Source organism: Bradyrhizobium sp. Ash2021 (genome assembly GCF_031202265.1).
Taxonomy (GTDB): Bacteria; Pseudomonadota; Alphaproteobacteria; order Rhizobiales; family Xanthobacteraceae; genus Bradyrhizobium.
The window spans coordinates 6819417-6844400 of the sequence record NZ_CP100604.1 but is presented as its reverse complement, the minus strand read 5'-3'; the positions used below and the strand labels follow the sequence as shown (position 1 = coordinate 6844400).

Genomic DNA, 24984 nt, shown 5'->3' with positions numbered 1-24984 from the left:
AACCGCGGCATTTAGCGTCGCTTATTTATGGAGTGGATCATGGGTGGAATTGTCTATGGCGGAAAATTTGAGAAATTGATGAATGAACTAAGCAGCCCGGAGAACGTTGCTGCGACGGCGAAGAAATTCAGGGACCTTGAGAGTCAGTACGGGCCATATTCCTTTGGAAAGTTTGTTAAACTTACGACTCCGCAAGCGGGTGAATATACGAACTGGGAAGCGGACGCCGGAGGGATACCGGAGCCGATCCAGAACCGTCTCACCGAAATCATTTCCACCAACTTCAGATCAGCGTCGCCCATGCCGATGATGCTGAAGGTCGGCGACAACATCGATACGACCCACGAGCTCCATGTCAGGAACTTTGTGTATAACGGGCAGCTCTACATCGGCCTTCACATGCTTTGCCCGAATTCGGATCTGACATGATGTATTTCCGGGGCGGGCTAACCACTTAGCCCGCCAACCCAAGGGTAACTCGCAACCCGTCTTTCGGCTTTGGGATTGGCCACATCTGCCAGGCCGGCCGATAGCCGGGTTCGAGCGACACCGTCAGGTTCTGCAGAAAGTGCCGGGCAAAGCATTTCGCCTGCATATAGGCAAAATGCTGCCCGAGGCACATATGTGCGCCGCCGCCAAACGGCAGATAGGCGTAGCGTTGCCGGTCCCGCTGCGCCGCATCAGTGAACCGGGTCGGATCGAACCGGTCCGGCTCGGGCCAGTGCTCGGTCATATGGTGGGTGTAGAGCTGGTTTATTCCGAGCAGCGTGCCGGCGGGGATGGTGTAGCCACCGAACGTAAAGTCGCGGGTCGCACGGCGGGCAACCGAGGGCACCGGCGGCAATATTCGCATCGCCTCCTTGAAGGCCATTTCGGTCTGGGGCAGCGCCGCCAGCTTCTCGTAGGCGAGCGGTTGCGTGGCAGATAACCCAAGCGAGGTTACCTCGCCGCGTAATGCCGACTGCCACTGCGGATTGGTGGCGAGAAAATAGACAAGACTAGTCAATGATGACGTCAGCGTGTCATGCGCGGCCGTCATCATGAAGCTCATATGATCGATGATGTCTTGCGTCGACAACAGGGCGCCGTTCTCGTCTGTCGCGCGGCATAGCTGCGAAAACAGATCCTCCCCGTCGAGGGCGCGGCGTCTCGAGACCTCCGCGGAGAAATAGCCGACGATATGGGCCCGCGCCCTGACGCCACGCGCCATCTTCGTGCCCGGCCACGGCTTTCGGATCGGCGCTACCGCGGCTGCGACCATGTCGCTGATGGCGCACTTGACGTCGTCCATCTCGCGGCCGGTATCGGGGCCAAGAAACGACGTTGCCGCAAGATCGAATGTGAGCTGCTTTATCTCGGGATAGATAAGCGTTGGTCCCGGCCGACTGCGCCAGCGCGCGACTTGCGCCGCGATGCCGGCGTCAAGTTCCGTCAGATAGGACTTCATGGACTCGGCCTTGAAGGCAACGGAGATCGTACGCCGGTGCAGGCGATGCTCTTCGAAATCGAGCAGCATCAACCCGCGCGGAAACAACCGGTCAAGCAAGGTGCCCCAGCCGAGGGCCGACGAGAACAATTTGGTCTGGTCGCACAGTACGAATTCGTTCGCTTCGGGCCCGAGGAGGCAGACGCCGGTCTCGCCAAGCATCCGGGTGCGGTAGACCGGGCCGTATTTCGCGGCCATTCGCTCGACCTCGCCCTTGGGATCGGCAAGGACGTTCAGCGTCCGGCCGATGAGCGGCCATCCCTCGTTGCCGGGAATATGCGCCAGCGTATTGCGGCGCGCCCGGCGTATTTGCGCTGGCAAGATCGCGGCAACATCGAGGGTCTGCATCGACATCATCAAATTTTTGGCACGAAAAGTTGTGGTTGTACAATAGAAATCTACGACCTTTGGGAGGAGGCGCTCGATCAAGAACAGCGATGCGCGATGGGTTCGATAGGTCTTCCCTTGTCGAAAAGTTCGGCTGGAATTGCACCTCGGTCGGCTAACAACGCGAGAGGAAGCATGGCCGGGATTTACAGCGAAGACCACAAAACAACGTCAATGCGCTGTTCGGCGCGCCACGTATCGCGTCAACGGCGACGAGGTTCGCTGAACTTGAACGGACCAGTGGCCCCTGAAAATCCGGACTGCTTGCCAAGGTGTTGGTCGTGGAGGCCCACGAATTGGGCGGACGCGTACGGTCTGGCAGAGGGGTACGGCATCCGGGAAAAGCATCCCGGGGGCATCCCCAAGCAACTTCGCCATCAATTGGCCGAGGTAGTCGCGTCAAATCGACGCTCTGAAAATCTGCGGGCCCATGAGGACAACAGTCGGCACCAATGTGGACGCAAGCCATGAGCTGCAGATCGAGCACTTCGAGCATGAGGGGATCGACCACATGGGTCTTCTCATGCTCTGCCCAAATCCGGTCCTGCAGTCTCGTCCGCAATCCGACAGTGTCGCAAAAACGGCTGCTGAGGTAGCGAGTTAGCCCTAGACCGGGCATTTCTGGTGCCGCTCATTTGAAATGGCCCGGACCTGATCCGACAGCGTGGGAACCCGTCACACTTATCGAAAATTGTAAAGCAATCGTACTCACCTCTTGCGAGCAGCCGATTGAAAGGCCGGGATTTGTTCGAGGCCTTTCTTGCTGGGGGCCCCCTGCGAAGGTATAAGTTCCTCAAGCGCTGCGGACTGGGGCTCCTGGCTCGCCCCTGCATCCAATTTGCGCCGATGATAGGCAAATTTCAGATGGTCATGACCGGCGTGCCTGCGGACGGAAAAGCTGCTGCCTCTCGGCCGGTTGCATCCAGCAAATTGTCCGTCCTGCGCAAGCATCCGTATTTCGCCGATCTTGAGCCCGAAGCATTCGATCAGCTCTGCCGCTACGCCAAGCATACAACACTGAAGCGGGGAGCCACGATCTTTTCCAAGGGGGATCCGGGCAACAGCCTGGTTGCGGTGATCTCCGGCACCGTGAAGATCAGCATCTCTTCACCGGATGGCCGCAATGCTATCCTGAACCTGATCGGGGCTGGCGAGATCTTCGGTGAAATCGCGCTGCTCGACGGGCAGCCGCGGTCGGCCGATTGCACCGCCAATACCAACTGCGAACTCTTCATCATCGATCGTCGCGAATTCATTCCCTTTGTGCGCAGCCAGCCGACGCTCGCGATGAAGTTGATTGAATTATTGTGCACGCGGCTGCGCTGGACCAGCGACCAGGTCGAACAGGTTATCCTCCAGAACCTGCCGGGGCGTCTGGCCAGCGCATTGCTTCGGCTCACCGAAAAACACAAGCTTGAACCGCAGGGCCGCACCATCGCGATCACCCAGCAGGAAATCAGCGAGATGGTCGGCATGACGCGGGAAAGCATCAACAAGCAGCTGCGATCCTGGGCAGCGCGCGACTGGGTGCGGCTTGAACATGGCGCCATCGTCGTGCTGAAGGCCGAGCCGCTGCAGGCGCTGGTCGATTCCGGGCCGGGCGACGACGGCGAATAGCGCGCCACCGATTGCGCCTTCGCTTGTCGGCACGCCGGCGGATCATCTCACGAACAGGTGAACGGGGAGAACGTGTGAGGCAACTCACACCGGCTGTGCGTGCATTGCGGTAGCTGATGCTCAGCGGAACACACCCGCAATATGGAGGCCACCATGCACGGCTCGCTCGACAGACCACCCCGCGACGACCGAAGCTCGTATCGTGGCTGGGACATTAAATTCGCCGTTCTGCCCATCCTTGTCGTGATCGCGCTGATTGGTTTGGCGGTCAGCCACCCGAACGCGTCGAAATGGATATCGGAAACCGCCCAGGCCGAATTTGTCGGCACCGATTTTGTGCCGGACCTCGCGCCGCCGACGCGGCTCGCCCAGCCGACGAATGAAATCCGGACCGTCAGGTTGTACTGACCGCGGATAAGAGATTGGCGCCGCATTCGATCGTGAACGGGACACGCTGAGCGCGCTTGCCCGCTACGCCGTGAAGTTGAGCAGCTTTGCCGCGGTTCGGCCGAGAATATCGGCCTTGTTGTCGTCGCTGAGCGATTTAGAGGCGAAGATGTGGTCGACCGGCTGTAACTGCCAGGGATAGGGATAGTCGCTGCCCAGCACGATCTGGCTGGCGCCGACCTGGGTCACCAGATGGCGGATCGCCTCGGGCGAGAAGATCAGCGAGTCGAAATAGATCTGCTTGAGATATTCCGTCGGCGGCTTCTTGAGCTTGACGTCGGGGTTGCAGCCCTTCGGGCCAACCAGACAGGCATGGTCCGAGCGGTCGGCATAGGACGGCAGGAAGCCGCCGCCATGCGCACCAATCACTTTCAGGCCGGGAAAGCGATCCAACGTTCCCTCGAAAATCAGGTGCGACAGCGCCATCGCCGTGCCCAGGGGATTGCCGATCGTATTGGCGAGCCAGCCGTTGCCGGAAAGCCGCTTGTTGAGTTCAGGCACGCCCTGCGGATGGATGAACAGGGGCACGCCGAGTTCCTCAGCCTTGGCCCATACCGGGTAGAACTTCGGATCGGAGAATTCGACGCCGTTCACCACATCGCCGATCGCGGCGCCCTTCAATCCCTGCTTTTTCACCGCAGTCTCGAGTTCTTGCACGGCGAGATCGGGGGCCTGCAGGGTAAGCGAGGCGAAGGCTGCGAACCGATCGGGCTTCGAGGCGCAGAGTTCGGCCAGCTTTTCGTTCTGGATCTTCACGATCTGCCCGGCGAGATCACGCTCGCGGTCGTACCAGAAGGGGTTGATCGACAGCACCTCCATATCGACGGCCTGCGAATCCATGGCAGCGAGGCGCTTGTCGATCTCGAGGAAGGCTTCCTCTGCGCCGTTGACCGGGGGTAGCTGGAGTTTGGGGCCATCGGCGCCGAGCAGCGCGCCAGCCTCGCGGAACTGGCAATGCGCGTGAATGTCGATGGTCTTGATCTGCTTGCCGCCGACCTTGACGGGGAGTTTCTGACGGGTCGGTTGCTGGGCGTGCGCGCTGTGCAGCAAACCGCAGCCACAAAAGACGATTCCGGTGGCGGCCGCTGCTGTGCCGGCTTTCAGGAAATTACGGCGTGTAGTCATGACGATCGCCTCCCTGGCATTGTTTTTATGGAAGCAACCTAAGGTATACCAGAGGCGGCCGGCAAGACGGTACGTCGGACGTGTCGCGCAATCTTGATCCGGTTAAACCGGCTTGATGCCGGCTTTGGCGACGATTTCTCGCCATTTCGGCACTTCGTCCTCGATGCGCTTGCGCATGCCGTCCGGTCCATTGGCGATCACCTCGAAGCCGTTGTTGCGCAACTGCTCGGCGATCTTCGGCGTCTTTAGAATTTCGATCGATTTGTTCGACAGCAGCTCGACAATGGCCGCCGGCGTCTTCACCGGCGCCAGAAAGCCCTGGAAGGTGTCGGAGATGAAATCCTTGTAGCCGAGTTCGATCATCGTCGGCACGTCGGGCAGGTCGAACCAGCGGTGCGCGCCGGTCACGGCCAGCGCCTTCAGCGCACCGGATTCGATATGCGGGTGTGCCGGCGGCAGGGCGGCGCAGGCCACCTGCGTGGTGCCGCTGAGGATCGCCTGGATCGCCGGACCCGCGCCGGAGTACGGCACATGGGTCATCTCGATCCCGCAGACGATCTTGAGCAACTCGCCCGAAAGATGCGGTGTCGTCCCGATGCCTGGACTGGCATAGTTGAGTTCGTTCGGATTGGCCTTGGCACGCTTGATCAAGTCGGCAATCGAATTCACGCCGAGTTTGGGATCAACCAGAATCACGTTGGGCGAGGTGCCAAGCTCCGCGATCGGTGCGAAATCCTTGTAGGGATCGTATGGGATCTTTGCGTACAGGCCGGGATTGACGACGTACGCGCTCGAGGTGATCAACAGCGTATAGCCGTCCGGCTCGGCGTGGGCCGTGGTGCCGATCCCGATATTGCCACCGGCGCCGGGCTTGTTCTCGACAACGGCCGTGCCGCCCAGCGCATCGCCCAGATGCTGACCTAGAATACGCGCCATGATGTCGGTGGGTCCGGCCGGCGCAAACGGCACAATGATCTTGATCGGGCGCTCGGGATAGCCGGCCGCCCTCGCGGGCGCCAGCCCGAGGCTGGAGGCGGCAACCGCGCCGGCCAGGAGGCCGGTGGCCCGCAGCATCTCGCGGCGCGACAGGCGATTGGATATCTTATCAAGCATTAGGTTTCTCCCGACCCGTGTCGCGACAACTTCAACTTCATATGTCAAATACCGCCACGGCGCGGATCGGGGAAGCCGTGCCCTCTCGCCACTTCATCGGCAGGCCGATGAAGGTGAACTTGCCCTTGCCGAGCAGCGCTTCGAGATTGCACAGGCTTTCTATGTGGGTGATATCCAGGTCGAGGCAAGCCTTGTGAACGAGCAGGTTCACGTCGCTGTCGGGCCCTGGCCGCATCGAATCGATGCCGAAATGCACGACGCCTTGCCCGGCCAGCCACTCGGTGGCGGCGACATTCACGCCGGAATTGTCGGTCGAATATTCCTTGCGAGGGAAGGTTCGCTCATGGTGGCCGGTGCAGAGCAGGACTGTTCCTGCCTTCGGCACCGGCACTCCCGCCTTCTTCACCGCCGCTTCGAGATCGGAGGGCGTGATCTCGGCGCGTGGCGCGATGTGGCGCAGGTCGACGCAGATGCCCGGCACGATACATTTTTCCAGTGGGTATTCGTTGATCGGGATGCCGCTCTTGCCGAAATGCCTGGGCGCATCGATGTGGGTGCCGGCATGGTCGGGCATCGAGATGAACATCGACGAAAGCCCGTAGACGTTTTTGGATTCGGCGAGCGCTTCCTCGTGGTTCTTCCACATGCCGTGCATGACAGGGGGATGGCCCGGATAGCTCGGGGTGCGGTGATAGAGTTCACGGCTGAGATCGACGATCTTCACGGCAGGTGCCCTTTCTTGGCGGAGCTGGCGCGGATGCGCTTCTGGCCGGCGATGCTGGCGCTTTTCCTTAGCTTTCGCAAGAGAGCCAGGTCTCTACCGCATCATGTGCCGGGGCAGCCAAAGCGATATTTCCGGCAAATAGGTCACACACATCAGGACGAAGAACATCACCGCGTAAAACGGCCAGATCTTCCGCATCACCTGCTCGATTGTGACCTTGCCGACCGCGCAGCCGACGAACAGGATCGCTCCGACCGGCGGGTGGCACAGTCCGATGCCGAGGTTGAGCAGCATGATCATGCCGAAATGGACGGGATCGACGCCGAAGTTCGCCATTACCGGCAGCAGGATCGGCGTCGCGATCAGGATCGATGGCGCCATGTCGACGAGGGTGCCGAGCACCAGCAGCAGGATGTTGATCAGAAACAGGATGACGTATTTGTTGCTGGAGATCGAAAGGAAGAATGCCGTCATCTTGGCGGGCATCTGTGTCAGCGCCATGATGTAGCCGACGCTTGAGGCACAGGCGATCAGCGTCAGCACCATCGCGACCGTGCGCAGGGTCCGGTGCAGCAGCACGGGCAGGTCGCGCCAGCGATAGTCGCGATAAATGAACATGGTCACGAAGAACGCCCAGATGCAGGCGACGGCCCCGGCTTCAATGGCCGTGAAGATCCCGCCCAGAATGCCGCCGAGAATGATGACCAGCGTCACCAAACCCCAGGCAGCGTCGATGACGATGCTGATCGCGTCCTCTGCCGGCACAGTCTGGCCGCGCGGATGATCGTTCCGGTATGCGATGACGAGACAAAGAATGATCAGGGAGAAGCCGAGCAAAAGGCCCGGGAAGACGCCGGCCATGAACAGGGCGCTGATCGAGATCGTGCCGCCGGTGGCGAGCGAGTACAGCACCGCATTGTGGCTTGGCGGAACCAGCAATGCCTGAACCGAAGCGGTAATCGTCAGGTTGGTCGCGAACACCCTGGGATAGCCGGCCCGTTCCATTTGCGGGATCATCACCGAGCCGATGGCCGAGGTATCGGCGACCGCTGAGCCGGAAATGCCGCTCAGGAAGGTCGTCGCCAGCACGTTGACGATGGAGAGGCCACCGCGCAGGCGCGTCAATCCCACCAGCACGTCGGCAAACGCGACCAGCCGCCGCGCCATGCCGCCTTCGGCCATGATCGCGCCCGCCAGCACGAAGAACGGTATGGTCAGCATCGCCACCTTGCTGACACCGTCGGAGATCTTCAGCATCACCGCTTCCAGTGGAATGCCGATCGAGAAAGCTCCTGCGATCGCCGCCAGCGCCAGCGAATAGGCGATTGGCATGCCGATCAGAAAGCAAACCAGCATCGTCGTGAGCAGAATGAAAATATCCATGATGGCTCCTCCGGGTCAGTCGACCGCGACTTCCCGGTGTTGAGCGATCGGATCCAGCGGGATCCCAAGGAAAATGCGCTCGATGATGAAGAGCAAAAGGCAAACCCCGCCGATCGGAATCGGCAGGTACGTGACGCCGACGGACAGGAACGGAAAATCCGCGATGGTGTTGTACCAGGTCACCTCTACCAGCCGGCTGCCCCAGACGATCATGAAGATCGCGATCAGCGCCATCAGGAGCTGAACAAGGAGCTCGAGCGGGCGACGGCCTGTTTCCGGCAGCTTGTCGGCGAAGTAGCCGACATTCATATGCAGGTTGAGCCGGTATCCGGCGGCTGCGCCGATGAAGGTCACGACGATGGTCAGGAGAACTGCGAGCGGTTCGGGCCAGGATGCGGCGCTGTTGAGCACGTAGCGGGTGAACACCGCCCAGGGAATGATCGCCGAAATCAAAACCAGCGCCGTGCAGCCGATGACGACGCACAGCAAGTACAGATAGTCCATCGCGCGGCGAAACCCGGCCATTCCCGCCTCCCTGAAGCGCTCGATCAAGCTGTCTGGATGCGCTTGATCATGTCCTGGTATTTCGGACCATATTTGTCCCACACCGGTTTGACCGCGTTCTGGAACGGTGCCTTGTCGGCGATCTCGACGATCTCGCAGCCCGCGGCCTTTGCCTTCTCCATCGCCAGCGTCTCGTATTTTTTCCAGAGCTCGCGTTCCTCCAGCTGCGCCTCGCGGGCAAATTTCTTGATCAGGGCCTGATCGTCGTTCGAAAGCGAGGTCCAGGCCTTCTTGGAGAACACCAGCACTTCGGGAATGATCAGGTGCTCGGTGAGCGAGTAATATTTTGCCGCCGTGTAATGATTGCTGAAGACGTAGCTCGGCGGATTGTTCTCGGCGCCGTCAATGACGCCGGTCTGCAGCGCGCTGAAGACCTGGTCGTAGCCCATCGCGACGCCATTGCCGCCAAGGGCGTTCATCATGTCGACGAAGATCGGGTTGCCGATGACGCGGAATTTCAGACCCTTGAGGTCTTCGATCGTTTTGATGGGTCTCTTGGTGTTGTAAAGGCTGCGCGCTCCGGAATCCATCCAGCACAATGCGACTAGTCCGGCATTGGGACTGGCCGTGATCTTGTCGAGCAGTTCCTGCCCGATCGGCCCGTCCATCATTCGCTGCGCGTGCGCCGTGTTCTTGAACAGGAACGGCATGTTGACGACATTGATGTCGTCGACGATGGGACCCATGGATCCCACGCTGACGCGCAGCATCTGGATCGCCCCGATCTGCGTCTGTTCGATGGTTTCCTTCTCGCCGCCGAGTTGCATGGACGGAAACATCTGGACCGAGAGGCGCCCGTTGGTGGCGGCCTCGAGCTTCTTTCCCAGATTTTCCGTCGCCGCCACGGTCGGGTAACCTGGCGGCTGAACGTCGGACGCCTTGAAGGCCGCTTTCGCCTGCGCGCGGGCGGGCGTCAGGGCCGGAGGGCCCATCGTCAAGCCCGCCGCTCCAATACCGGCACTCAGCTTTATGAAATCGCGACGCTTCATCGGAATCCTCCCAGGTGTGTTGCTTGTTTTTCCTCCGCCGGATCTCCGGCGTATGTCCTGCGATATTTGTCGACGATCTTGCGGAACTTCTTGACGTTTCCGCTTTGGTTAGCATGGCCTCCGTCGCACCTGCGCGTTTGGTTTGCGTTATCTGCTCACTTGTCGAAAAACTCCGGATTGAAGTTTTGAGTAACAGCGATGTTGTCGAGAAGACCTTCGAGATGGATCTCCATCGCCATCCGGGCGCGCGAGGGATCATGCGCCTCGATCGCGTCCAGGATGGCCTGATGCTCTGCGATGACCCGCGGGATACGTCCCTGCTGCGGTAGCGTCAGCAGACGGTAGCGATCGACGTGCACCTTCACCTGAAGGATCAACGTCCAAATTCCGGGATATCCAGCAACTTCAGCGATCATCGCGTGAAACATTTCATCCGCGCGATGGAAGGTGTCGCCGTCTCTGGCGGCGTTGGCCTCGCGCTGGCGTTCCAGGATCGAATGCAGGTTGAGGATCTGGCTCGAAGTAGCCCGTTCAGCTGCCAATCGCGCGGTGGTTTCCTCGAGCGCCTTGCGGATGATGATGGCTTCCGGCAGCGCAGCCAGCGGTATGCGGGCGACGAAGATGCCCGATTGCGGAAAGATTTCGACGAGACCTTCATCCGATAATTTCAGGATCGCCTCGCGAACCGGCGTCCGGCTGACGCCGTAGGAAAGCGCGATTTCGGCCTCCGAGATCGCCTCGCCAGGACGGCGCTGCAATGACACCAACTCGGCGCGAAGATCCGAATAGATTCGCGACGCGGCGGTCGCGGCACGCGGGCGGCCCGCCCGGCGATGGCCGACGGCACGGACCGAGTTCTCGCTCTTCTTCGTCGCGCGTGCGGGCATGTTCGCTTGCCTGTTCAGCTGATATATTAGTATACGAATTGGTCCGGACCAAGATAAAATTGGCCAATCTGCTCGCAAAATGCTGCTTCGGCCGTGCAAAAGCGGCGGCGACGCACGCCTCGCGGTGCAGGCCTTTGGCTGCACGCTCTTTCCGCAACGGAGATTCTGTCTTGACCGACTATCGCAAGCTTTTCGATCTCACCGGCAAGACGGCAGTCGTGCTCGGAGCGGCCTCCGGCACCGGCAAGTCGTCGGCGGAGGCGCTGGCGTCCCTTGGCGCGAGCGTGATGTGTGCCGATCGCACCGGCGAAGGCGCGGAAGCCATCGCCGCAGCGATCCGCGCGCAAGGCGGATCGGCGATACCGGCTCGTTGCGACGCGGCTGACAGCGCCGATGTCGCAGCACTTGCGGCCAAGGCAGCCGAAGCGTTTCCGCGCCTGGATATCGCCGTCACGACGCCGGGGTTGAACAGGCGAGAGCGGCTGATTTCCAATTCGCCATCTTGAGGTTCGAATCCTCCCGCCCCAGCCACGCAGTCCCGGAGTTGGAGAAACTGGCCGGACAATGACAGAAAGGCGTGCCAATGGCGGGCTTTTGCAATCTGGTGGACAGTCTCCACGCTCCCGATTTCGCGGACTGATGGGCGAATTCGCCGAAAATCTCCGGCCACGACGGGGAAAATTCCCGTTTTCGGGAGACTGACGCCGGAGACCGGGTTTGATCACCACTGCGTGGTGGAGCTTGCAGTGCAATCTGGTGAATTCTCGCCTCGCCGCGAGGTGATGTTCCGGACAAATGCCACGTCATCCTCGTCGATCCATTGCCGCGCAACGCGGCCGGCAAGCTGTTGAAGCGCGAGCTGCGCACGCAGTTCGCGACCGGCGTCTGATGGTGCTACGGCGTCTCCACCGCCTCCGAGGGACGCTCACGTCCTTTCGGGGCTGCGAGCGCGCGCCGTCGGCCGGTCTTCAGGCTTTGGCATCTGGCCCAGCGCTTTCTCCAGGATCCAGCGCGCAGTTGCGCGCACCTTTTCCAAGTCGATGGCGTCGCCTTCGCGCAGCCACTGGATTGCGATCCCCCGGAGCATTCCCACGAGAACGAGGGCAATCGTTTCGGTATTCACTTCGCGTGGATGCTTTCCGATCCTGGTTTCGTCGATGCTTTGCTGGAACGCCTGCCTCAGCTGAAGATTGTGCTCGGCATAGTCGGCGCGATCTGGCGATTCCAGAGTCAAGGCTTCGGTCAGCAGGATGAGCGCACGTCCGCCCTCGTCGGCGCGGGAGACCCAGTCCAGATAGGCATCGAATGCGTCGATCGGGCGTCGCGCCGAGGCATGTGGCTCCCATGTGTCGTAGGACTGTTGGCGTATGGTCATCCTGACGTTTCGGATGAACTCGGCGCGTGATTCCGCGCGCGCCGCCGCCAAGAGGTCGGTCAGCCTTGAATTGAAGCAATGTTCCACCGCTCCGAAGCGCTCGCCCGGTGTGAGCGGAAGGGAAAACGCGCAACGCCGCTGAGCGGAATATGATCGCTCGCGGCGTTGGTTTAGTTACCGGGTCCCTCAAATCCCCCAGCTTGGTTTTGTCCGCGTGAGGTGTGCCAAGGTTCAATGACGGAGCTTGATCCCCGTATTCATACGGGGAACGACACAAGCCGGAAGGGGGAGAAGTGATCGGACTTTAGGTGGCGCAACGAAAGAGGCTGCCAACTGAGGCGGCCCAACAAAAATACCCCGCTCGAACCGCGAGCGGGGTTAAGTCGCCATGACGGTTTCCAAGGCGCCACGACGTCCCCCAGCTAACAGCCGTATATGACAGTTTTAACTGAGCTTGCGGGGCCGGGTGAAGAATGTTCAGCAGGTGATAATGCGGACGATGAGCACTTGATCGGTAGTTTGAAAACGCATCATTGAGACGTTACCGCAGCAAGCCTGACGTCGACCATGCGACCGCAACCGCCGTGGCACTGGATGTTGCAGTTGACGTGACCCTTAGCGATCTCATTCCGCGGGGCTCCCGGGCGGGTAATGTCCAGACCATTTGGTGTAGCGGCGTCGGTGCATTGCCGATGATCCCGCCGATTCCGGCTCGCTAAAAGGCGCGGCGAGCGCTCTAGGTGTGTCGCTCTCGCAACGTCACAATTGTTCCATTGATCTTCGAGCCCCTTTTGACTTCACAGGGTAGCGAATGCGGAGTTTGATAATGGCGGACCTGGGGCAAGGGGTTTCATCTCGAAGCCATTTTTTGAGGCCGGGTTCAAGAGGCCGCTGTCCAGCGCCAGCGGTCTCTTCGTTTTGTTTTATTTGCGGGAGGGGCCGTCCGATGCCGACGCAAGTACGGACTCTCGCGACGTCAATCGGCTGGACAGCCGTCGTGGCCGTCATCCTGCTCTATATTTTCTTCAGTCGTCCGTGAAGAACCCTGATTTCAGACTGGATTGGTCGACGGCGCGGCGAAGAGAGCGGCCAGGATTTGGCGCAACAAAATCCTGAGCCAGCGGATCAGGCGGCGGAAGTTGTAGCCGACGGCGGCGAGGACGGCGTTGTTGGCGTCGCCGCGCCGGAACCAGAGATAGTTGCGGCCCATGCGGTGCTCGGCTTTGAGATGGCCGATGACGGGCTCGACGGCGGACCTGCGGCGGAGTTCGCGCTTGATCTGCGGCGTCACCCCTCGCTTTTGCCCCGAGATGAAGACCCTGAACTTGTAATCGGGCGGCGCATTGTGGCCGCGGTAGCCCTTGTCGGCGAGGATGCGCGCGATGGTGTTGCCGACGAGCGCTTCCATGTCCGGGATCACGGTTTCCAAGGTGTGGCCATCATATGGATTGCCGGGCAGCGCCTTCACATGGGTGACGAACTGGCCGCCCTTGCAGTGCTTGAGGGTGGTGGCAACGCTGACCTTGACGCCGAACTCGTAAGGCCGATGGGCCTTGCCCTTGCCGATGCATTCGACTTCCGGCGCATGCAGGGAATAGACCTTCGGTCCGCGTTGACGTTGCTGCTGCTCGCGCACGCGCCGCGCCAGCAATAGCAGCTGTGCGAACGTCCCTTCGAGCCCGCTGTTGCCCTCGATCTTGCGGCCGATGTCGCGGATGACGCGGCCGAGATAGGTGCGCAGCTTCTTGAGCATCCGGTTGGCACGCTTGAACTGCTTGGCGTGGGCATAGCGCTGATGCTGGATCAGGGCGAACTTGCCCAGGCGCGCATAGGACTGGCGCAAATCTACCCCGTGGCGCTGCGCCAGCCGCACCAGTTTCTCGCGCGCCCGGTTCAGAAGCTTCGCGTCGGTGGGGAACGTCACGTTCTTGGGCTGCACGGTGGTATCGACGATCACCCGTGACAACTCGGACGGCTTGATCGCCTTGGTTCTGGTGGCCACCGACAGGCTCTCCTGCAGCAATGCCTGCAGCCGCTCCTCGCCCATCCGGTTGCGCCAGCGCGTCAGCGACGAGCGATCGAACACCAGCCGGTGCTGGAAGAACTCCTCGCCGCAGAAGAACTGGTAATAGGGGTTCTCGACCCAGCGCTCGCACAGCACCTCGTCGGACAGGTCGTAGGTGTGCTTGAGGATCGCCAGCCCCGCCATCAATCGCGTCGGCAGTGGCGGGCGGCCGGGATCATCCGTGTAGACCGCCCCGAACTCCCGTTCCAGGAACTCCCAATCCACCGTGCGCCCCAGCGCCACCAGCGGATGCTTCAGGTCGATGATCTGGTCGAGCCGAGAGCGAAACAGATCCTGCTCTCCCGTCTCCCGCCGTTCCGGTGGTCGCATCTGGTCCCCCGCCAAAACATCCAAAGGCGAGTGAATCACAAATCAAATTTGCAAGGAATCCCCTTCCGCACACCCGATTCCCGGCAAACTCGGTTGCCCCAGCCTGCCGTTTCCAGATTCTAAATCAACGACTTGGGAATTCTTCACGGACGACTCTTCAGCCCCAGCTAATCGGGTATTGACGCTGCGATGGCCGCATGCACCGACGGCTCCGCGCAGGCTAGCACGGCGTCCGAACTCGCCCCCAGTAGGAGCTTCATTTTTCCAGCAAGTTCCCAGATGATCGCGACAGAAGACCGCTCCACCAGCTGGGCTGGGGGCTAATCGCGATGGAGCGGTTGTCACTGTCGTAAATCAAATCCGAACATATTGGTGGTGTAGCCCGCCGAGAACTGGGCGACAAAGAATGCTTCCGGCCCGTTCGACGGCGCGAGAAACCGGCGCGTCCTTCTTCAAGGATAGATGCGTGCGTACCTCATTGTAATATTTCAGGTAAGACAACGGTACGTGACGGAGGTGCCGCTCTCCGAACACAACAACGTGGTCAAGGCATTCCCGTCGGATAGAACCGATCAGCCGTTCGGCATATCCATTTTGCCACGGGGAGCGTGGCGACGTTGGTCGGTCGCGAATGCCCATCGATCGAAGTCGTCGGATGAAGACATTGCCATAGGCCCGATCGCGATCGCGGATCAAATAGTGGGGAGCCCGTTCCCAGCCGAAAGCTTCCGTAATCTGATTTGCAATCCATTCTGCGGTCGGATGCGCTGTGACGCCGAGCCATACGATCTGTCGTCGGCCGTGCCCCACGATCAGCAGTCCATAGAGCAGACGAAACGAGATTGTCGGCACGACGAACATATCCATCGCGGCGATGCCGTCGGCATGATTGCGGAGGAACGTCTTCCAGCCCTGGGACGGCGGACCTCTTCGCTTGGCCATATATTTAGCCACGCTCGTCTGTCCGATCGCGATGTCGAGCTTCAGCAGCTCTCCATGGATCCGTGGCGCTCCCCACAGTGGGTTGGCGATGCTCATCTCGTGGACCAGTCTGCGTATTTCCAGCGAAACTGTTGGCCGGCCACCACGAGGTCGCGACGTCCAGCGCCAGTACAAACGGAAGCCCGCACGGTGCCATTTGATTACGGTCCCGGGCCTAACAATCGCAAGCGCATCAAGAACGCGAGGGAAGACGCGATAAAGACCAACGAACACCAATCGGTCGATGGCACCGAAGGTTTGTTTCTTGGGGGCGGTTCGTCGCAGAACAAAGATCTGCTGCCACAACGCTAAAATCTCTGCCTCGATCGCTACCCGAGACCGAAACAGATCGACAACCGCCCAGACAATGAGCCTGACAATATCTCTCATTACAGATCAGCATCGCCCGATTCTCGGTCAACCGCCAGCCAATAGGTTTGCGACAGGGACAGGAGCGGCGAGCGCGTGGAGGACGGTCGGATCATCCCGAACTGGCTCTCGACCCACGGCAGAAACCCGCCATGGTCGACGCGCTCCTTTAGGGCGATCAGGTCACGGCCGATCTCGACGATGTTCTGCGCCGTTCGAGACATGCGCAAGCGCATGCGCGTGGCCGCGTCGAGGAGAACTACGGGACCAATCGTGCGCTTAATGGGCGCACACTCAGAAGCCGCAGTCAGCGTAAGCCTTTCTGGCGAGGTGGAAGTGAGCGCCCACGGCTGTGAAATCAACATCCAGACATTGGCTTCCTCGACGAAACTCGCCCAAGCCATTGCATTGGAGATATTCGAGGTTTATTCGCCAGCGCTTTTCGTGTGGCGAGTAGGTGGCGAAGTCGTGCTGGGCTGCGGGCGGCCCCTTACAGATTCCGGCGATGTAATGCCGGACCTCAGGGGGTAGATCGTCTATGTGATGAGAGTCCCAGGGATCGTGTTTATTCCCAACGCTGACGCCCTTGGAAACAGCTGGTAATTCACTCAAAAGCAGCGCGCAAATCGCCAACAATAAGGTCCGGACTGCCATCTGATACTCCAGCTAGATTGGTAGGCCCTTAGGCGACGAAGGCATAGACCAGCGCAGCGGTCACAAGTGCCACCCAGATCAACGAGAGACGGAAGTAAAGCAAACTGCGGTCCATCCCAGCAAATCTAGTTCATTCGGCTGACACGGTCCTTACGGCTGGAACGCCGGATGGTCTCCGAGCGGCCGGGGAGGTCGTGTTGGAAAGACAGAAGCCGGGCTATCACTCGGTCAGGTGCTCCAGGAAAGCTTCGCAGGCCTTCTCCGCCTCAGCGAACGTATTGAATGGCGAGCCGCCCACCCTCGTGGCAGGCTTGTTCAAATGGATGGGGCGCCATGAGGCAACAAAGCCGGGCTGTCCGTGCAGGCCAGGTCCACTGCGGCTCTCGTTGCTGATCACGAACGAATAGCCGCGATCGCTCGCGCTCCAGATCTCCAGATCGTCTGTCGCGCGGCGAAAGTGCACGGCCATTTCACCCTCCACCGGGGGGGCCAAACTTGGTCCTCTGTGGTCATCCAGATGGACGCTCAGCCTGCTTTTGTGCGATTGGCCGCTTCAGCCTCCCGCGCCAGCCGTTCCGCCTTTAGGCGCTCTCGATTATCGTGGAGTGCTTTTTGCGCTTTGGCGTAATCGGTCATAGCTTCCTTCGCCCTGACCGCTTTGAATACCTTGCGGGCTTCGCGTTCCGCAGCTGTCGGTGCCCGTCGGTCTCGGTCGTTAATCATTGTTGACCTCCCATTTGGGCTCAATAGTCAACGCGCAGAGCTGGCTTTCGATCCTATCGACTTGAGGGGGCAACGAACTTGAGGCTGCATCCCTCGATCATTTTCGGTTTCGGTCGCGGCGCACCTTCTGAAATTCCTCCGGCCCTTTGAAAAGTTTGCGCTTGCGGTTGGCTTAATCGTCCGGGCTGGCTGAAGGGTCGGTCACCTTGTCGATTGCGTTGCTCGCCAATTCGCGGGCGCGCTGCTTTCGGTCTTCTCGACCTTGCTGGTCTTCGCGCTCAGGCCGCGCCCTGGTCCGTACGGTCAATCCGAGCTCGACCAACCGGCGGATATCGAAGGCTTCGCGCGAGAACGTCGCATCTACGCGAGCCGACTTGTCGAACACGGGAATGTGCGGCTCGATCGCCCGCTCGTTGACTAGCCAGCCCAGCAACCTTGCACGCGTTCTGCACCTTCGCGAAGGCGCTCACCTCGATCTGGCGCACGCGCTCGCGCGAGACGCCGAATTCCTGAGCCAGCTCCACGAGCGTGATCTGTTCCTCGGCGAGCCGACGCGTCTCGAAGATGCGCCGCTCGCGCTTGTTGAGCACGGTGAGCGCATCGTACAGCGTCTTGCGGCGGTTATCGAACTCCTCGCTCGCGGCGAGCGTCGTCTCCTGGTCCGGGGATTCGTCCACCAGCCGGTCTTGCCACTCGCCGGAATCGCCGTCCTCGCGGATCGCGGCGTTGAGCGAGGCGTCGCCGCCGAGCCGCCGGTTCATGTAAATCACGTCCGATTCGGTGACGCCGATCCGCCGGGCGATGATCTTCACCTGGTCCAGCCGCATATCGCCATCGTCGAGGATGGAGATTTTGCTCTGGGCCTTGCGCAGGTTGAAGAACACCTTCTTCTGGTTGGCCGAGGTACCCATCTTCACCAGCGACCACGAGCGCAGGATATATTGCTGGATCGCCGCCTTGATCCACCACACGGCGTAGGTGGCGAACCGGAAACCCTTCTCCGGCTCGAAGCGCTCGATCGCCTGCATCAGGCCGACATTGCCCTCGGAGATCGCCTCGGAGATCGGCAGGCCGTAGCCGCGATAGTCCCTGGCGATCTTGGTCACGAGCCGCAGATGGCTGGTGACCAGCTTGTGCGCCGCGTCGCGATCGCCGTGCTCGCGCCAGCGCTTGGCTAGCATGTATTCTTCCTGGTGCTCCAACATCGGGAACCGCCGGATTTCCTCAAGATAATGGGTGAGGCCGGGTTCGGCCGTAAGGATCGGCAGGGCCGCGTTGCGGGCCATGATCAAGCCCTCAAACTAGTTTCGAAACAAAATTATCTGCACCCGATCAGTCGGTTGTCAAGTTAATTTCGAAACGCTATTATATCTCGAAGAGGCAAGCATGTCAGCGCGCGAAACGGCAGAGCTCCTGCTGCAGGTGGGACGGCTCGTACAAGCTGAGGGCTATGACGGCGAGCTCAGTCCGGCCCAATGGATGGCGCTCCGCTTCTTCGCCCGTGCCAACCCGTTCTCGCGGACCCCGTCGGCATTCGCGGAATTTCAAGCGACAACCCGTGGCACCGCAACACAAGCCATTAAGGCGCTTGAAGCGGGTGGGTACTTGGTCCGACAGCCATTCAAGACGGACGGGCGAAGCGTAAGTCTGCGACTGACGAGCAAGGGCAAAAAAGCGCTATCACGCGATCCGTTCGAGGTTCTGGTGCGCGCTGTGGATTCGCTCGACGCGACAGAGCGAACTGCGATGCGTCGCGCCCTGCACCAGGTGCTGTCCACTCTAGCTACGAGTGGTGCCCATCGGCGCTTCGGTGTTTGCCAGGACTGCACGTACTTCGGCAGAGAGATGTGCGGCAACCTGCCGAGCACGGGCCCGTCGGCCGCTGAATGCCTGCTCCTAGCTGTTCCGATTCGGCCAGAGGACGTAGATCTTCTGTGCGTCCATTTTCAACCGATGAATAAGCACCGCGAGGACGGACGGACACCATGAATGAGTTCACCGCTGCGGCCTGCTGAAAGGACGCTTAATTGACCTTCGTTGTCAACGAGAGCTGTATTCGCTGCAAAATCATAGACTGCGTCGACGTGTGCCCCGTGGACTGCTTCTACGAGCGCGAGAACATGCTCGTCAGAGTTACATCGCAGCGTGAAATTGAGAACCTGGTGCGTAGCGGAGAGGTGAAGGGTGGCAAGCTCAAACTGCGAATGCCCCTGTCCGCTGAGGTGACGCCACTGAAACATGTAGTCGAGGAAACGGTCGCGCTCTGACGATTATCCCGGCTGCCCCGGCAGGGCTGCCCTCTTGGTGGAGGACTCATCCTGCTCATTTCCAATTTGGCCCTTGGTGTCGATTCGACAACGTCCGTGATAGTGTCTCCAGGGAGAACGGACTCTACTCAAAACCGGGGGTGTTTTAGGGGAGTAGATCACAATATATGCCGAATTGGCTCCTTACGCTGGAGGAAGCGGAAGGCAAGCCGATGGTTATTCGACCTGACGACGCCGGTCCCGCGGGAAAGAGATAGCTAATCGGGCTGAAAGAGCGCACGGTGAATGCGTGCACAACTAGAGCACCGGCGTAGAACTGTTTGCGAAAGACAGCCGGGCATGACCATGCGCTCGCGGCGGGAAACCATCACCTTCAAACACCCTTTCCGGATCAAGGGCATCGATCGCCTGCTGCCTGCGGGCGCCTACGAGGTCATCACCGATGAGGAGATGATCGAAGGATTGTCATTCGCCGTGTTCCGCCGTGTTGCCACCATGATCATGGTGCCGGCGGCAGCGCCGCGCAGTTCAACGATGGAGATGGTTTCCATCAGTCCGATCGATCTATCCGATGCCCAGCGCATTGACGCGAACGCGCCCTCGTGAGTGACAAGCAGCTCGATCTCGACAAGCACCGCGGTATGGCCGAACAAAAAGCAACCGACATCCGGCGAATTCTGGCAGACGTCGAGAACAACGCAAAGGACCTACGCGATCGGCAGGGGATACTCGAAAACCAGCTTCTGTCGGCTCCCGCAGCTTCGTGGCCGGAAGCAGCGGCCAAGGCGCGCTACGTCTTGAATTTATACGCCGCGGGCATGGGCGAACAGTGGTACGACGCTATCCATGCCGGAGGCTCTGCTTGATGATACGGTGACGACCGCCGTGGCCGAAAGAGTGCCCGCGTCCGCTCACTTGTCAGACTTGCTCCAAAGTCATTTCGATCGAGCCGCAAGGGAACTCAAAGAAAGTGATGCGGCGCTTCCTGCTCTCATCGCCAGAAAAGCCGCTTCTGATGCAGCGTTGAAGGGGCTCTATGCTACTGCTCGGGCAGTTCCCGAAGCAGCAGAAGAGAAGAACTATCAGGAATGATATCGTGCAGGAGATCCTTGCGATCGTGCGCCAGGTCGCGAACGGATTACCATCGGACCAGCCGGACTCCTTGGACGATGGCTTGCCCGGGGGATAAGCGGGCGCCAAGGTAGTGGAGAAGTCAGACGCTTGGAAGCCACCATGATCGACCTATCGTATTCTCACCAGAGAGATCAAGAGGACCGAGCCGCTGTGTGGGCCCGCCTGCAACGAATGATAGTCCCACTGGTTGCCGCGTCTATCCTACTAGGTGGCCTACTAGTGGATCAAATCTGACATTTGAATCCCCCGAGGGATTCCCGAGCAGCCGATTGCATGCGAATCTGGCGCATGCGAACAGGTATTTCGAACATCGTTACTCCGTCCGACCGTTTCCGTTTGGAGGCGCTCGTGCGGGATCGCAACGTGCCGCAGAAGCAGGTGTGGCGGGCTGAGATCGTCTTGTTGAGTGCAGACGGGCTCGGCACCAATGAGATCATGCACCAGACCGGCAAGTCCAAGACCTGCGTCTGGCGCTGGCAGGAACGCTTTATGCAAGAGGGCTTCGAGGGTCTGCTGCGCGACAAGACACGCCCCTCGCGCATTCCGCCGCTCGGAGCGGACGTTGCAGCACGCGTGGTGGCACTCACGCAGACCGATCCGCCAGGAGAGGCCACGCACTGGACCGCAACCATGATGGCGAAGAGGCCGGCATCAGCGCCAGCTCGGTTCAGCGTATCTGGCGAGCGCACGGGCTGCAGCCGCATCGCGTCCGGCAATTCAAGCTCTCGAACGACCCCAACTTCGTCGAGAAGCTGCATGACGTGGTGGGGCTTTACGTCAATCCACCCGAGCATGCCATCGTGCTCTCGGTCGACGAGAAGAGCCAAATCCAGGCGCTCGATCGCACCCAACCGGGCCTGCCCCTCAAGAAGGGGCGCGCCGCCACTATGACACACGACTACAAACGCAACGGCACCACTACCCTGTTTGCCGCCTTCGACGTGCTCGAAGGCAAGGTCATCGGACGCTGCATGCAGAAGCATCGGCATCAGGAGTTCATCCGCTTTCTCAACCAGATCGAGGCTCAAGTCCCAGCCAAAAAAAGCGGTCCATGTCATCCTCGACAACTATGCGACCCATAAACACCCGAAGGTGCGCAAATGGCTCGATCGCCATCCGCGGTTCACCTTCCATTTCACGCCCACCTCGTCATCGTGGCTCAATGCCGTCGAAGGCTTCTTTGCCAAACTCTCCAAACGGCGCCTCAAACGCGGCGTCTTCCGGTCGGTCCGTGAACTCAAGGCCGCCATCAACCGCTTCCTCGACCAAACCAACAATGATCCCAAGCCCTTCACTTGGACCGCAGATCCAGACAAAATCGTCGCCGCCGTCAAACGAGGGCACCAACTGTTAGATTCGATCCACTTAGGTGGCGGCTTATCAATTGTTTGGGGCTTCGGTGGGGTGCTCACGCCCTCTCCCAGCGCTGTGTCTGCCCCAGCGCGCGAGCAAGTCTCAAGCGAGCTTCTCGAGACAACGAAGGGGCTTGAGGTAACTCAACAACAGGCCGTCGATCAATTGCAGGTCGTTCAAGACCAGCTGGTCGCTCAGCAGACCGAAACGAAAAAGCTTTCCGAGCAGATCGCGACGCTTACTGATAAGCTGGACGCCCTCCAGCAGTCGGTTGCTAATATCCCGGCGCCGTCCGTTGCCGCACCCCTTCCAACACCGAAGGCGCCGCCCTCCAAGAAATAGTTCCAGAAAAGGGCGAGAGCGGACATAGCCGCTGCATGACTCTAGGAAGCCCGCTGGTGAGTCCGGGATTTGGGGGATGCTTGTGTCATTTGCCTTCCGAAATCCGCTGTAGGCCGTCCTTAGTCAGGACGATGCCGCCCAAGACTTCCTTCGCGTAGCCGATATCCTTGAGCCGGGATTGAATGCGGGACGGAATGTGATGGGTGATCGGATGCGCGGCGAGCTGCCGCAGGGCCTCAAATTCCAAATCATTTAGCTCCGGGGGCAGAATTTGATCCATGCCCCCAATATGCGCCCGGCTCCCACGTTTTCCAGTCAGTAAGTCTGCCACAACTACCAGAACTTGCGAAGGCCGTTCGCCGGGCTTGAGAGAGTCGCTGGTGAGTCCGGCTTTCTCGGGCTGGAATTTGCCGGGCTTCACCTTCGGCTGATCCACGCGAGCTTCGCGAAACTCTGTCGGCCCCTTGGTTAGCCGTCGTCGGCGCTGGGCTTGTTCTTCCGGCGGTGCAGCGGGATCGATAATCTTTTCGATTGCCTTTGTGGCGAGCTCCTGAGCGCGCAACCTCCGGCCGGGCTTGCCGATGAGCTGCGCGGGCGTCTTGACCCTGAGCCCGAGCGCGACCAGGCGGCGAATGGCATGCGCTCTGGCGCCGATCTCACCGGAAGCGCAACCGGCAGCGGCTGGCCTCACACGCGAGACGGCTGCGGCGGTAGCTTTATCCACAACTCGGCGGCGCTGGTGTCGTGTTTCGGCGCCGCCGGGGTTCAGGATCAGAATCATCAGAACAATAGGAGCCAACATGGGAAACGAGAAGCCCGCGAGTTTGAGCCCCAAAGTCGAGAGGCGGATCGCAGAGATTGAAGGGATGAACCTTGATGAGGTTCAAGCGCTCACAGCCCGCATGATGTCCGAAATCGTCAAGGGAGACATAACCACGAGAGAGGCGCGTGCGATCGACCGCGCTGTCGGCCGAAGATTGAAGGCGATCGAGCAAGAACTGTTGGGCGCATGAGCTCGAAAAGAACCCTTGCGCAGGACCGCCGGCATGCAGCGGTGCATGAGGCCGGCCACCTTGTCGTTGCTGCCAGTTGCATCTGCATGGATAGCTCCAAACGAGCCTTCCGGCGATGACGAACGAACTTGGGTCGGTCGCGTGCAGTTTGTGACCGGCCTTAACCGTCTTGGCCCATTGGACCGGTGCATGGTTGGGGTTGCGGGCGATGTTGCAGAACATCTATGGCGCGGCGGATGGATCGAAGACTTCTTCCCGGACGGAATGTCCGAAAGCGATTGGCGTTTGGCCGGACGCGTTCCTGACGAGCCTGACGATGCACTTATGGATGCAGTCGGCGAAGTTGGGCAGCTATTCCACCGCGGAGGACCGGGCTGGCGGCAGCTTATCGCCGAATCCAGGCGGCTCATCCTTGCCAGCCGACCTCCGGCTTAGCTGCGGGACTCGCCCATGCGCCGGCGCCGATCGATGAAAACCCGGAACCGGCAGCGGCTGGCCGCTCATTCAAGACGGCTCAAGCGGTAACGCTAACGAGGGGCGCGGGTTCAGGTCCGCGCTCGCGAGCCCGCCGGTTCCACGCCGGCGGGTTTTTGCTTTTGTCGGGCGTGGTGACCCGTTGATGCTGCTGCTGCCCTTCAAGGCGATGCTCTTTGGCCGGGCCGGAAAATCTGGCCGCCCACCGCCGCTCGAACCTTCTCTCAAGGTCCAGAGGGATATCGCACATAACCAAAGCTCCGGGTTTGCTGTCGCCCCCGGGTCAAAGGCCTCAACGCGCGCGGGTCTTTAAAGGTCCATCCAAAATGGCGTTTCGAGGAATCAGCGCTGGCGCAACGTGCGATAGAAGGGATCGACCGGCACCATGACAGCCTGCAAGCCGAACCCGCACCAGCGACCCTCTTAAGCCGGTGGTGGGGCCGGGTGATCCGTTATCGGTTATCGGGCCGTCGCGCGCTTCTGCCTTGGGGGCTCTGTTGGCTGAACTACAGGAGCCTGCTGAGTACTCGCGAACGATTGTTGTAGGACTTCGATTTTGGCGCTCAGCGCTGTGACGTCGTCGGACAACCGCTTCACCTCGGCCCGATCGGATGAGACCGTTTGTTGAAGGGCCCCCAGTTGACCGACGGCCTGCTGTAGGGACGCCTGCAGGTCATGGATCGCCTGAGCAGTCGGATCTGGTGGTGGTGCGGTCACTTTGTGCTGCTTCACAGGAATAGTTTCGTAAACGCCCAAAGGTACGATTAAGGCGACGGCTAGCAACGTGAGGACGAAGATACGCCCGCTCCGAGAGTGGCGATTAGGTCCTGGTGGACGCTCGTATCTCGATTGATCGCCCATGAAACAAAAATCCTGGTTTGCAGGGTTCTGACATTTACGCGGCCCGGCTCAGCTTAAACGATTCCCCGGCCGCGCCAGCGTGGCGCACCGTGCGATTGCCGGGGAAAGACGAAATAAAGTTCGACAGCATAACGAGGGCGCCATGATTTCAGTTTTGATAGGGGTTTTAATTATCGTCGTCGTCGGCGCAATCTGCTTTTGGGCCATCGACAAGTTCGCCACCGACGGTCGACTAGCAAATCTGCTCAAGTTGCTCGTGGTGCTCGTTTGCCTCGGCGCGATTGTGCAACGAGTGCTGCCGCTGACATATTAACGAATGCC

27 protein-coding genes and 3 pseudogenes are annotated in these 24984 nt (G+C 60.2%); 13 read left to right on the top strand and 17 right to left on the bottom strand.

The genetic code is table 11. From position 1 onward, the window contains the following. Positions 1–39 precede the first annotated feature (39 nt). Complete coding sequence (locus NL528_RS33110) at positions 40–429, top strand: hypothetical protein (RefSeq protein WP_309178549.1); 390 nt, start codon at positions 40–42, stop codon at positions 427–429. Positions 430–454: 25 nt separating this feature from the next. Here NL528_RS33110 and NL528_RS33105 read toward each other — a convergent pair whose 3' ends face one another. After that, entirely contained in the window at positions 455–1840 is a 1386-nt protein-coding gene (locus tag NL528_RS33105) for a cytochrome P450 (protein WP_309178548.1), read from the bottom strand. A 903-nt stretch (positions 1841–2743) separates the two neighbouring features. On the opposite strand from NL528_RS33105, the gene NL528_RS33100 reads away from it, so the two are divergent. Together NL528_RS33100 and NL528_RS33095 are read left to right on the top strand one after the other, a co-directional pair. Continuing rightward, the gene (locus tag NL528_RS33100; protein WP_309185106.1) at positions 2744–3490 is read left to right on the top strand and encodes a Crp/Fnr family transcriptional regulator; all 747 of its coding nucleotides are present in this window, start codon (positions 2744–2746) and stop codon (positions 3488–3490) included. Between the two features lie 153 nt (positions 3491–3643). Continuing rightward, complete coding sequence (locus NL528_RS33095) at positions 3644–3898, top strand: hypothetical protein (protein WP_309178547.1); 255 nt, start codon at positions 3644–3646, stop codon at positions 3896–3898. Between the two features lie 63 nt (positions 3899–3961). Here NL528_RS33095 and NL528_RS33090 read toward each other — a convergent pair whose 3' ends face one another. From NL528_RS33090 to NL528_RS33060, 7 genes are all read right to left on the bottom strand, one after another. Next, positions 3962–5062 (bottom strand): amidohydrolase family protein, encoded by a 1101-nt coding sequence (locus NL528_RS33090; RefSeq protein ID WP_309178546.1) that lies wholly within the window; start codon positions 5060–5062, stop codon positions 3962–3964. 102 nt (positions 5063–5164) lie between these two features. Next, positions 5165–6175: a tripartite tricarboxylate transporter substrate binding protein gene (locus tag NL528_RS33085; protein ID WP_309178545.1), complete on the bottom strand. Its 1011-nt coding sequence runs from the start codon at positions 6173–6175 to the stop codon at positions 5165–5167. Positions 6176–6212: 37 nt separating this feature from the next. Further along, the gene (locus NL528_RS33080; protein WP_309178544.1) at positions 6213–6899 is read right to left on the bottom strand and encodes a cyclase family protein; all 687 of its coding nucleotides are present in this window, start codon (positions 6897–6899) and stop codon (positions 6213–6215) included. A 93-nt stretch (positions 6900–6992) separates the two neighbouring features. After that, positions 6993–8282, bottom strand: a complete 1290-nt coding sequence (locus NL528_RS33075; RefSeq protein ID WP_309178543.1) for a TRAP transporter large permease — start codon at positions 8280–8282, stop codon at positions 6993–6995. A gap of 15 nt (positions 8283–8297) precedes the next feature. Next, positions 8298–8807: a TRAP transporter small permease gene (locus NL528_RS33070; protein WP_309178542.1), complete on the bottom strand. Its 510-nt coding sequence runs from the start codon at positions 8805–8807 to the stop codon at positions 8298–8300. Positions 8808–8830: 23 nt separating this feature from the next. Then, a complete protein-coding gene (locus NL528_RS33065) occupies positions 8831–9835 on the bottom strand; it encodes a TRAP transporter substrate-binding protein (RefSeq protein ID WP_309178541.1) in 1005 nt (334 codons plus the stop codon). A gap of 155 nt (positions 9836–9990) precedes the next feature. Then, on the bottom strand, positions 9991–10722 hold the full coding sequence (locus tag NL528_RS33060) for a GntR family transcriptional regulator (protein WP_309178540.1): 732 nt from the start codon (positions 10720–10722) through the stop codon (positions 9991–9993). 170 nt (positions 10723–10892) lie between these two features. On the opposite strand from NL528_RS33060, the gene NL528_RS33055 reads away from it, so the two are divergent. Next, a complete protein-coding gene (locus NL528_RS33055) occupies positions 10893–11228 on the top strand; it encodes an SDR family NAD(P)-dependent oxidoreductase (RefSeq protein WP_309178539.1) in 336 nt (111 codons plus the stop codon). Positions 11229–11647: 419 nt separating this feature from the next. On the opposite strand, the gene NL528_RS33050 is transcribed toward NL528_RS33055, so the two are convergent. From NL528_RS33050 to rpoH, 8 genes and pseudogenes are all read right to left on the bottom strand, one after another. After that, positions 11648–12148 carry a hypothetical protein gene (locus NL528_RS33050; protein WP_309178538.1) on the bottom strand — a complete coding sequence of 167 codons (501 nt, stop codon included), beginning with the start codon at positions 12146–12148 and terminating at the stop codon, positions 11648–11650. 1000 nt (positions 12149–13148) lie between these two features. Further along, complete coding sequence (locus tag NL528_RS33045) at positions 13149–14492, bottom strand: IS5 family transposase (protein ID WP_309176729.1); 1344 nt, start codon at positions 14490–14492, stop codon at positions 13149–13151. Between the two features lie 354 nt (positions 14493–14846). After that, positions 14847–15863, bottom strand: coding sequence for an integrase core domain-containing protein (locus NL528_RS33040; protein ID WP_309178537.1), 1017 nt, complete (start codon positions 15861–15863; stop codon positions 14847–14849). Continuing rightward, a complete protein-coding gene (locus tag NL528_RS33035) occupies positions 15863–16066 on the bottom strand; it encodes a hypothetical protein (protein WP_309178536.1) in 204 nt (67 codons plus the stop codon). Before NL528_RS33035 ends, NL528_RS33040 begins: the two co-directional genes overlap by 1 nt. Before the next feature lie 70 nt (positions 16067–16136). Next, on the bottom strand, positions 16137–16496 hold the full coding sequence (locus tag NL528_RS33030) for a hypothetical protein (protein WP_309178535.1): 360 nt from the start codon (positions 16494–16496) through the stop codon (positions 16137–16139). Between the two features lie 220 nt (positions 16497–16716). Beyond that, entirely contained in the window at positions 16717–16965 is a 249-nt protein-coding gene (locus tag NL528_RS33025) for a hypothetical protein (protein ID WP_074276364.1), read from the bottom strand. 56 nt (positions 16966–17021) lie between these two features. Continuing rightward, positions 17022–17219, bottom strand: coding sequence for a hypothetical protein (locus NL528_RS33020; protein WP_074276365.1), 198 nt, complete (start codon positions 17217–17219; stop codon positions 17022–17024). Positions 17220–17608: 389 nt separating this feature from the next. Beyond that, a pseudogene (gene rpoH / locus NL528_RS33015) lies at positions 17609–18505 on the bottom strand (RNA polymerase sigma factor RpoH); the annotation flags it as partial. A gap of 100 nt (positions 18506–18605) precedes the next feature. On the opposite strand from rpoH, the gene NL528_RS33010 reads away from it, so the two are divergent. The 7 genes and pseudogenes from NL528_RS33010 to NL528_RS32980 form a co-directional block, all read left to right on the top strand. Next, a complete protein-coding gene (locus NL528_RS33010; RefSeq protein ID WP_309178534.1) occupies positions 18606–19208 on the top strand; it encodes a MarR family transcriptional regulator in 603 nt (200 codons plus the stop codon). Positions 19209–19246: 38 nt separating this feature from the next. After that, positions 19247–19348: pseudogene (locus NL528_RS33005) on the top strand (ferredoxin); the annotation flags it as partial. Then, complete coding sequence (locus NL528_RS33000) at positions 19340–19486, top strand: DUF6494 family protein (protein WP_309185105.1); 147 nt, start codon at positions 19340–19342, stop codon at positions 19484–19486. The pseudogene NL528_RS33005 and the gene NL528_RS33000, both read left to right, overlap by 9 nt. A 339-nt stretch (positions 19487–19825) precedes the next feature. After that, a complete protein-coding gene (locus NL528_RS32995) occupies positions 19826–20092 on the top strand; it encodes a hypothetical protein (RefSeq protein WP_074274858.1) in 267 nt (88 codons plus the stop codon). Then, positions 20089–20352: a hypothetical protein gene (locus tag NL528_RS32990; RefSeq protein ID WP_309178533.1), complete on the top strand. Its 264-nt coding sequence runs from the start codon at positions 20089–20091 to the stop codon at positions 20350–20352. The genes NL528_RS32995 and NL528_RS32990 overlap by 4 nt, the downstream gene beginning before the upstream one ends. Next, the gene (locus NL528_RS32985; protein WP_309178532.1) at positions 20333–20578 is read left to right on the top strand and encodes a hypothetical protein; all 246 of its coding nucleotides are present in this window, start codon (positions 20333–20335) and stop codon (positions 20576–20578) included. Before NL528_RS32990 ends, NL528_RS32985 begins: the two co-directional genes overlap by 20 nt. 330 nt (positions 20579–20908) lie before the next feature. Continuing rightward, a pseudogene (locus NL528_RS32980) lies at positions 20909–21982 on the top strand (IS630 family transposase); the annotation flags it as partial. Positions 21983–22400: 418 nt separating this feature from the next. Here NL528_RS32980 and NL528_RS32975 read toward each other — a convergent pair. Next, positions 22401–23096, bottom strand: a complete 696-nt coding sequence (locus NL528_RS32975) for a hypothetical protein (RefSeq protein ID WP_309178531.1) — start codon at positions 23094–23096, stop codon at positions 22401–22403. Between the two features lie 19 nt (positions 23097–23115). On the opposite strand from NL528_RS32975, the gene NL528_RS32970 reads away from it, so the two are divergent. Then, positions 23116–23328 carry a hypothetical protein gene (locus NL528_RS32970; RefSeq protein ID WP_309178530.1) on the top strand — a complete coding sequence of 71 codons (213 nt, stop codon included), beginning with the start codon at positions 23116–23118 and terminating at the stop codon, positions 23326–23328. Between the two features lie 1477 nt (positions 23329–24805). After that, on the top strand, positions 24806–24976 hold the full coding sequence (locus NL528_RS32965) for a hypothetical protein (RefSeq protein ID WP_154070762.1): 171 nt from the start codon (positions 24806–24808) through the stop codon (positions 24974–24976). Positions 24977–24984 lie beyond the last annotated feature (8 nt).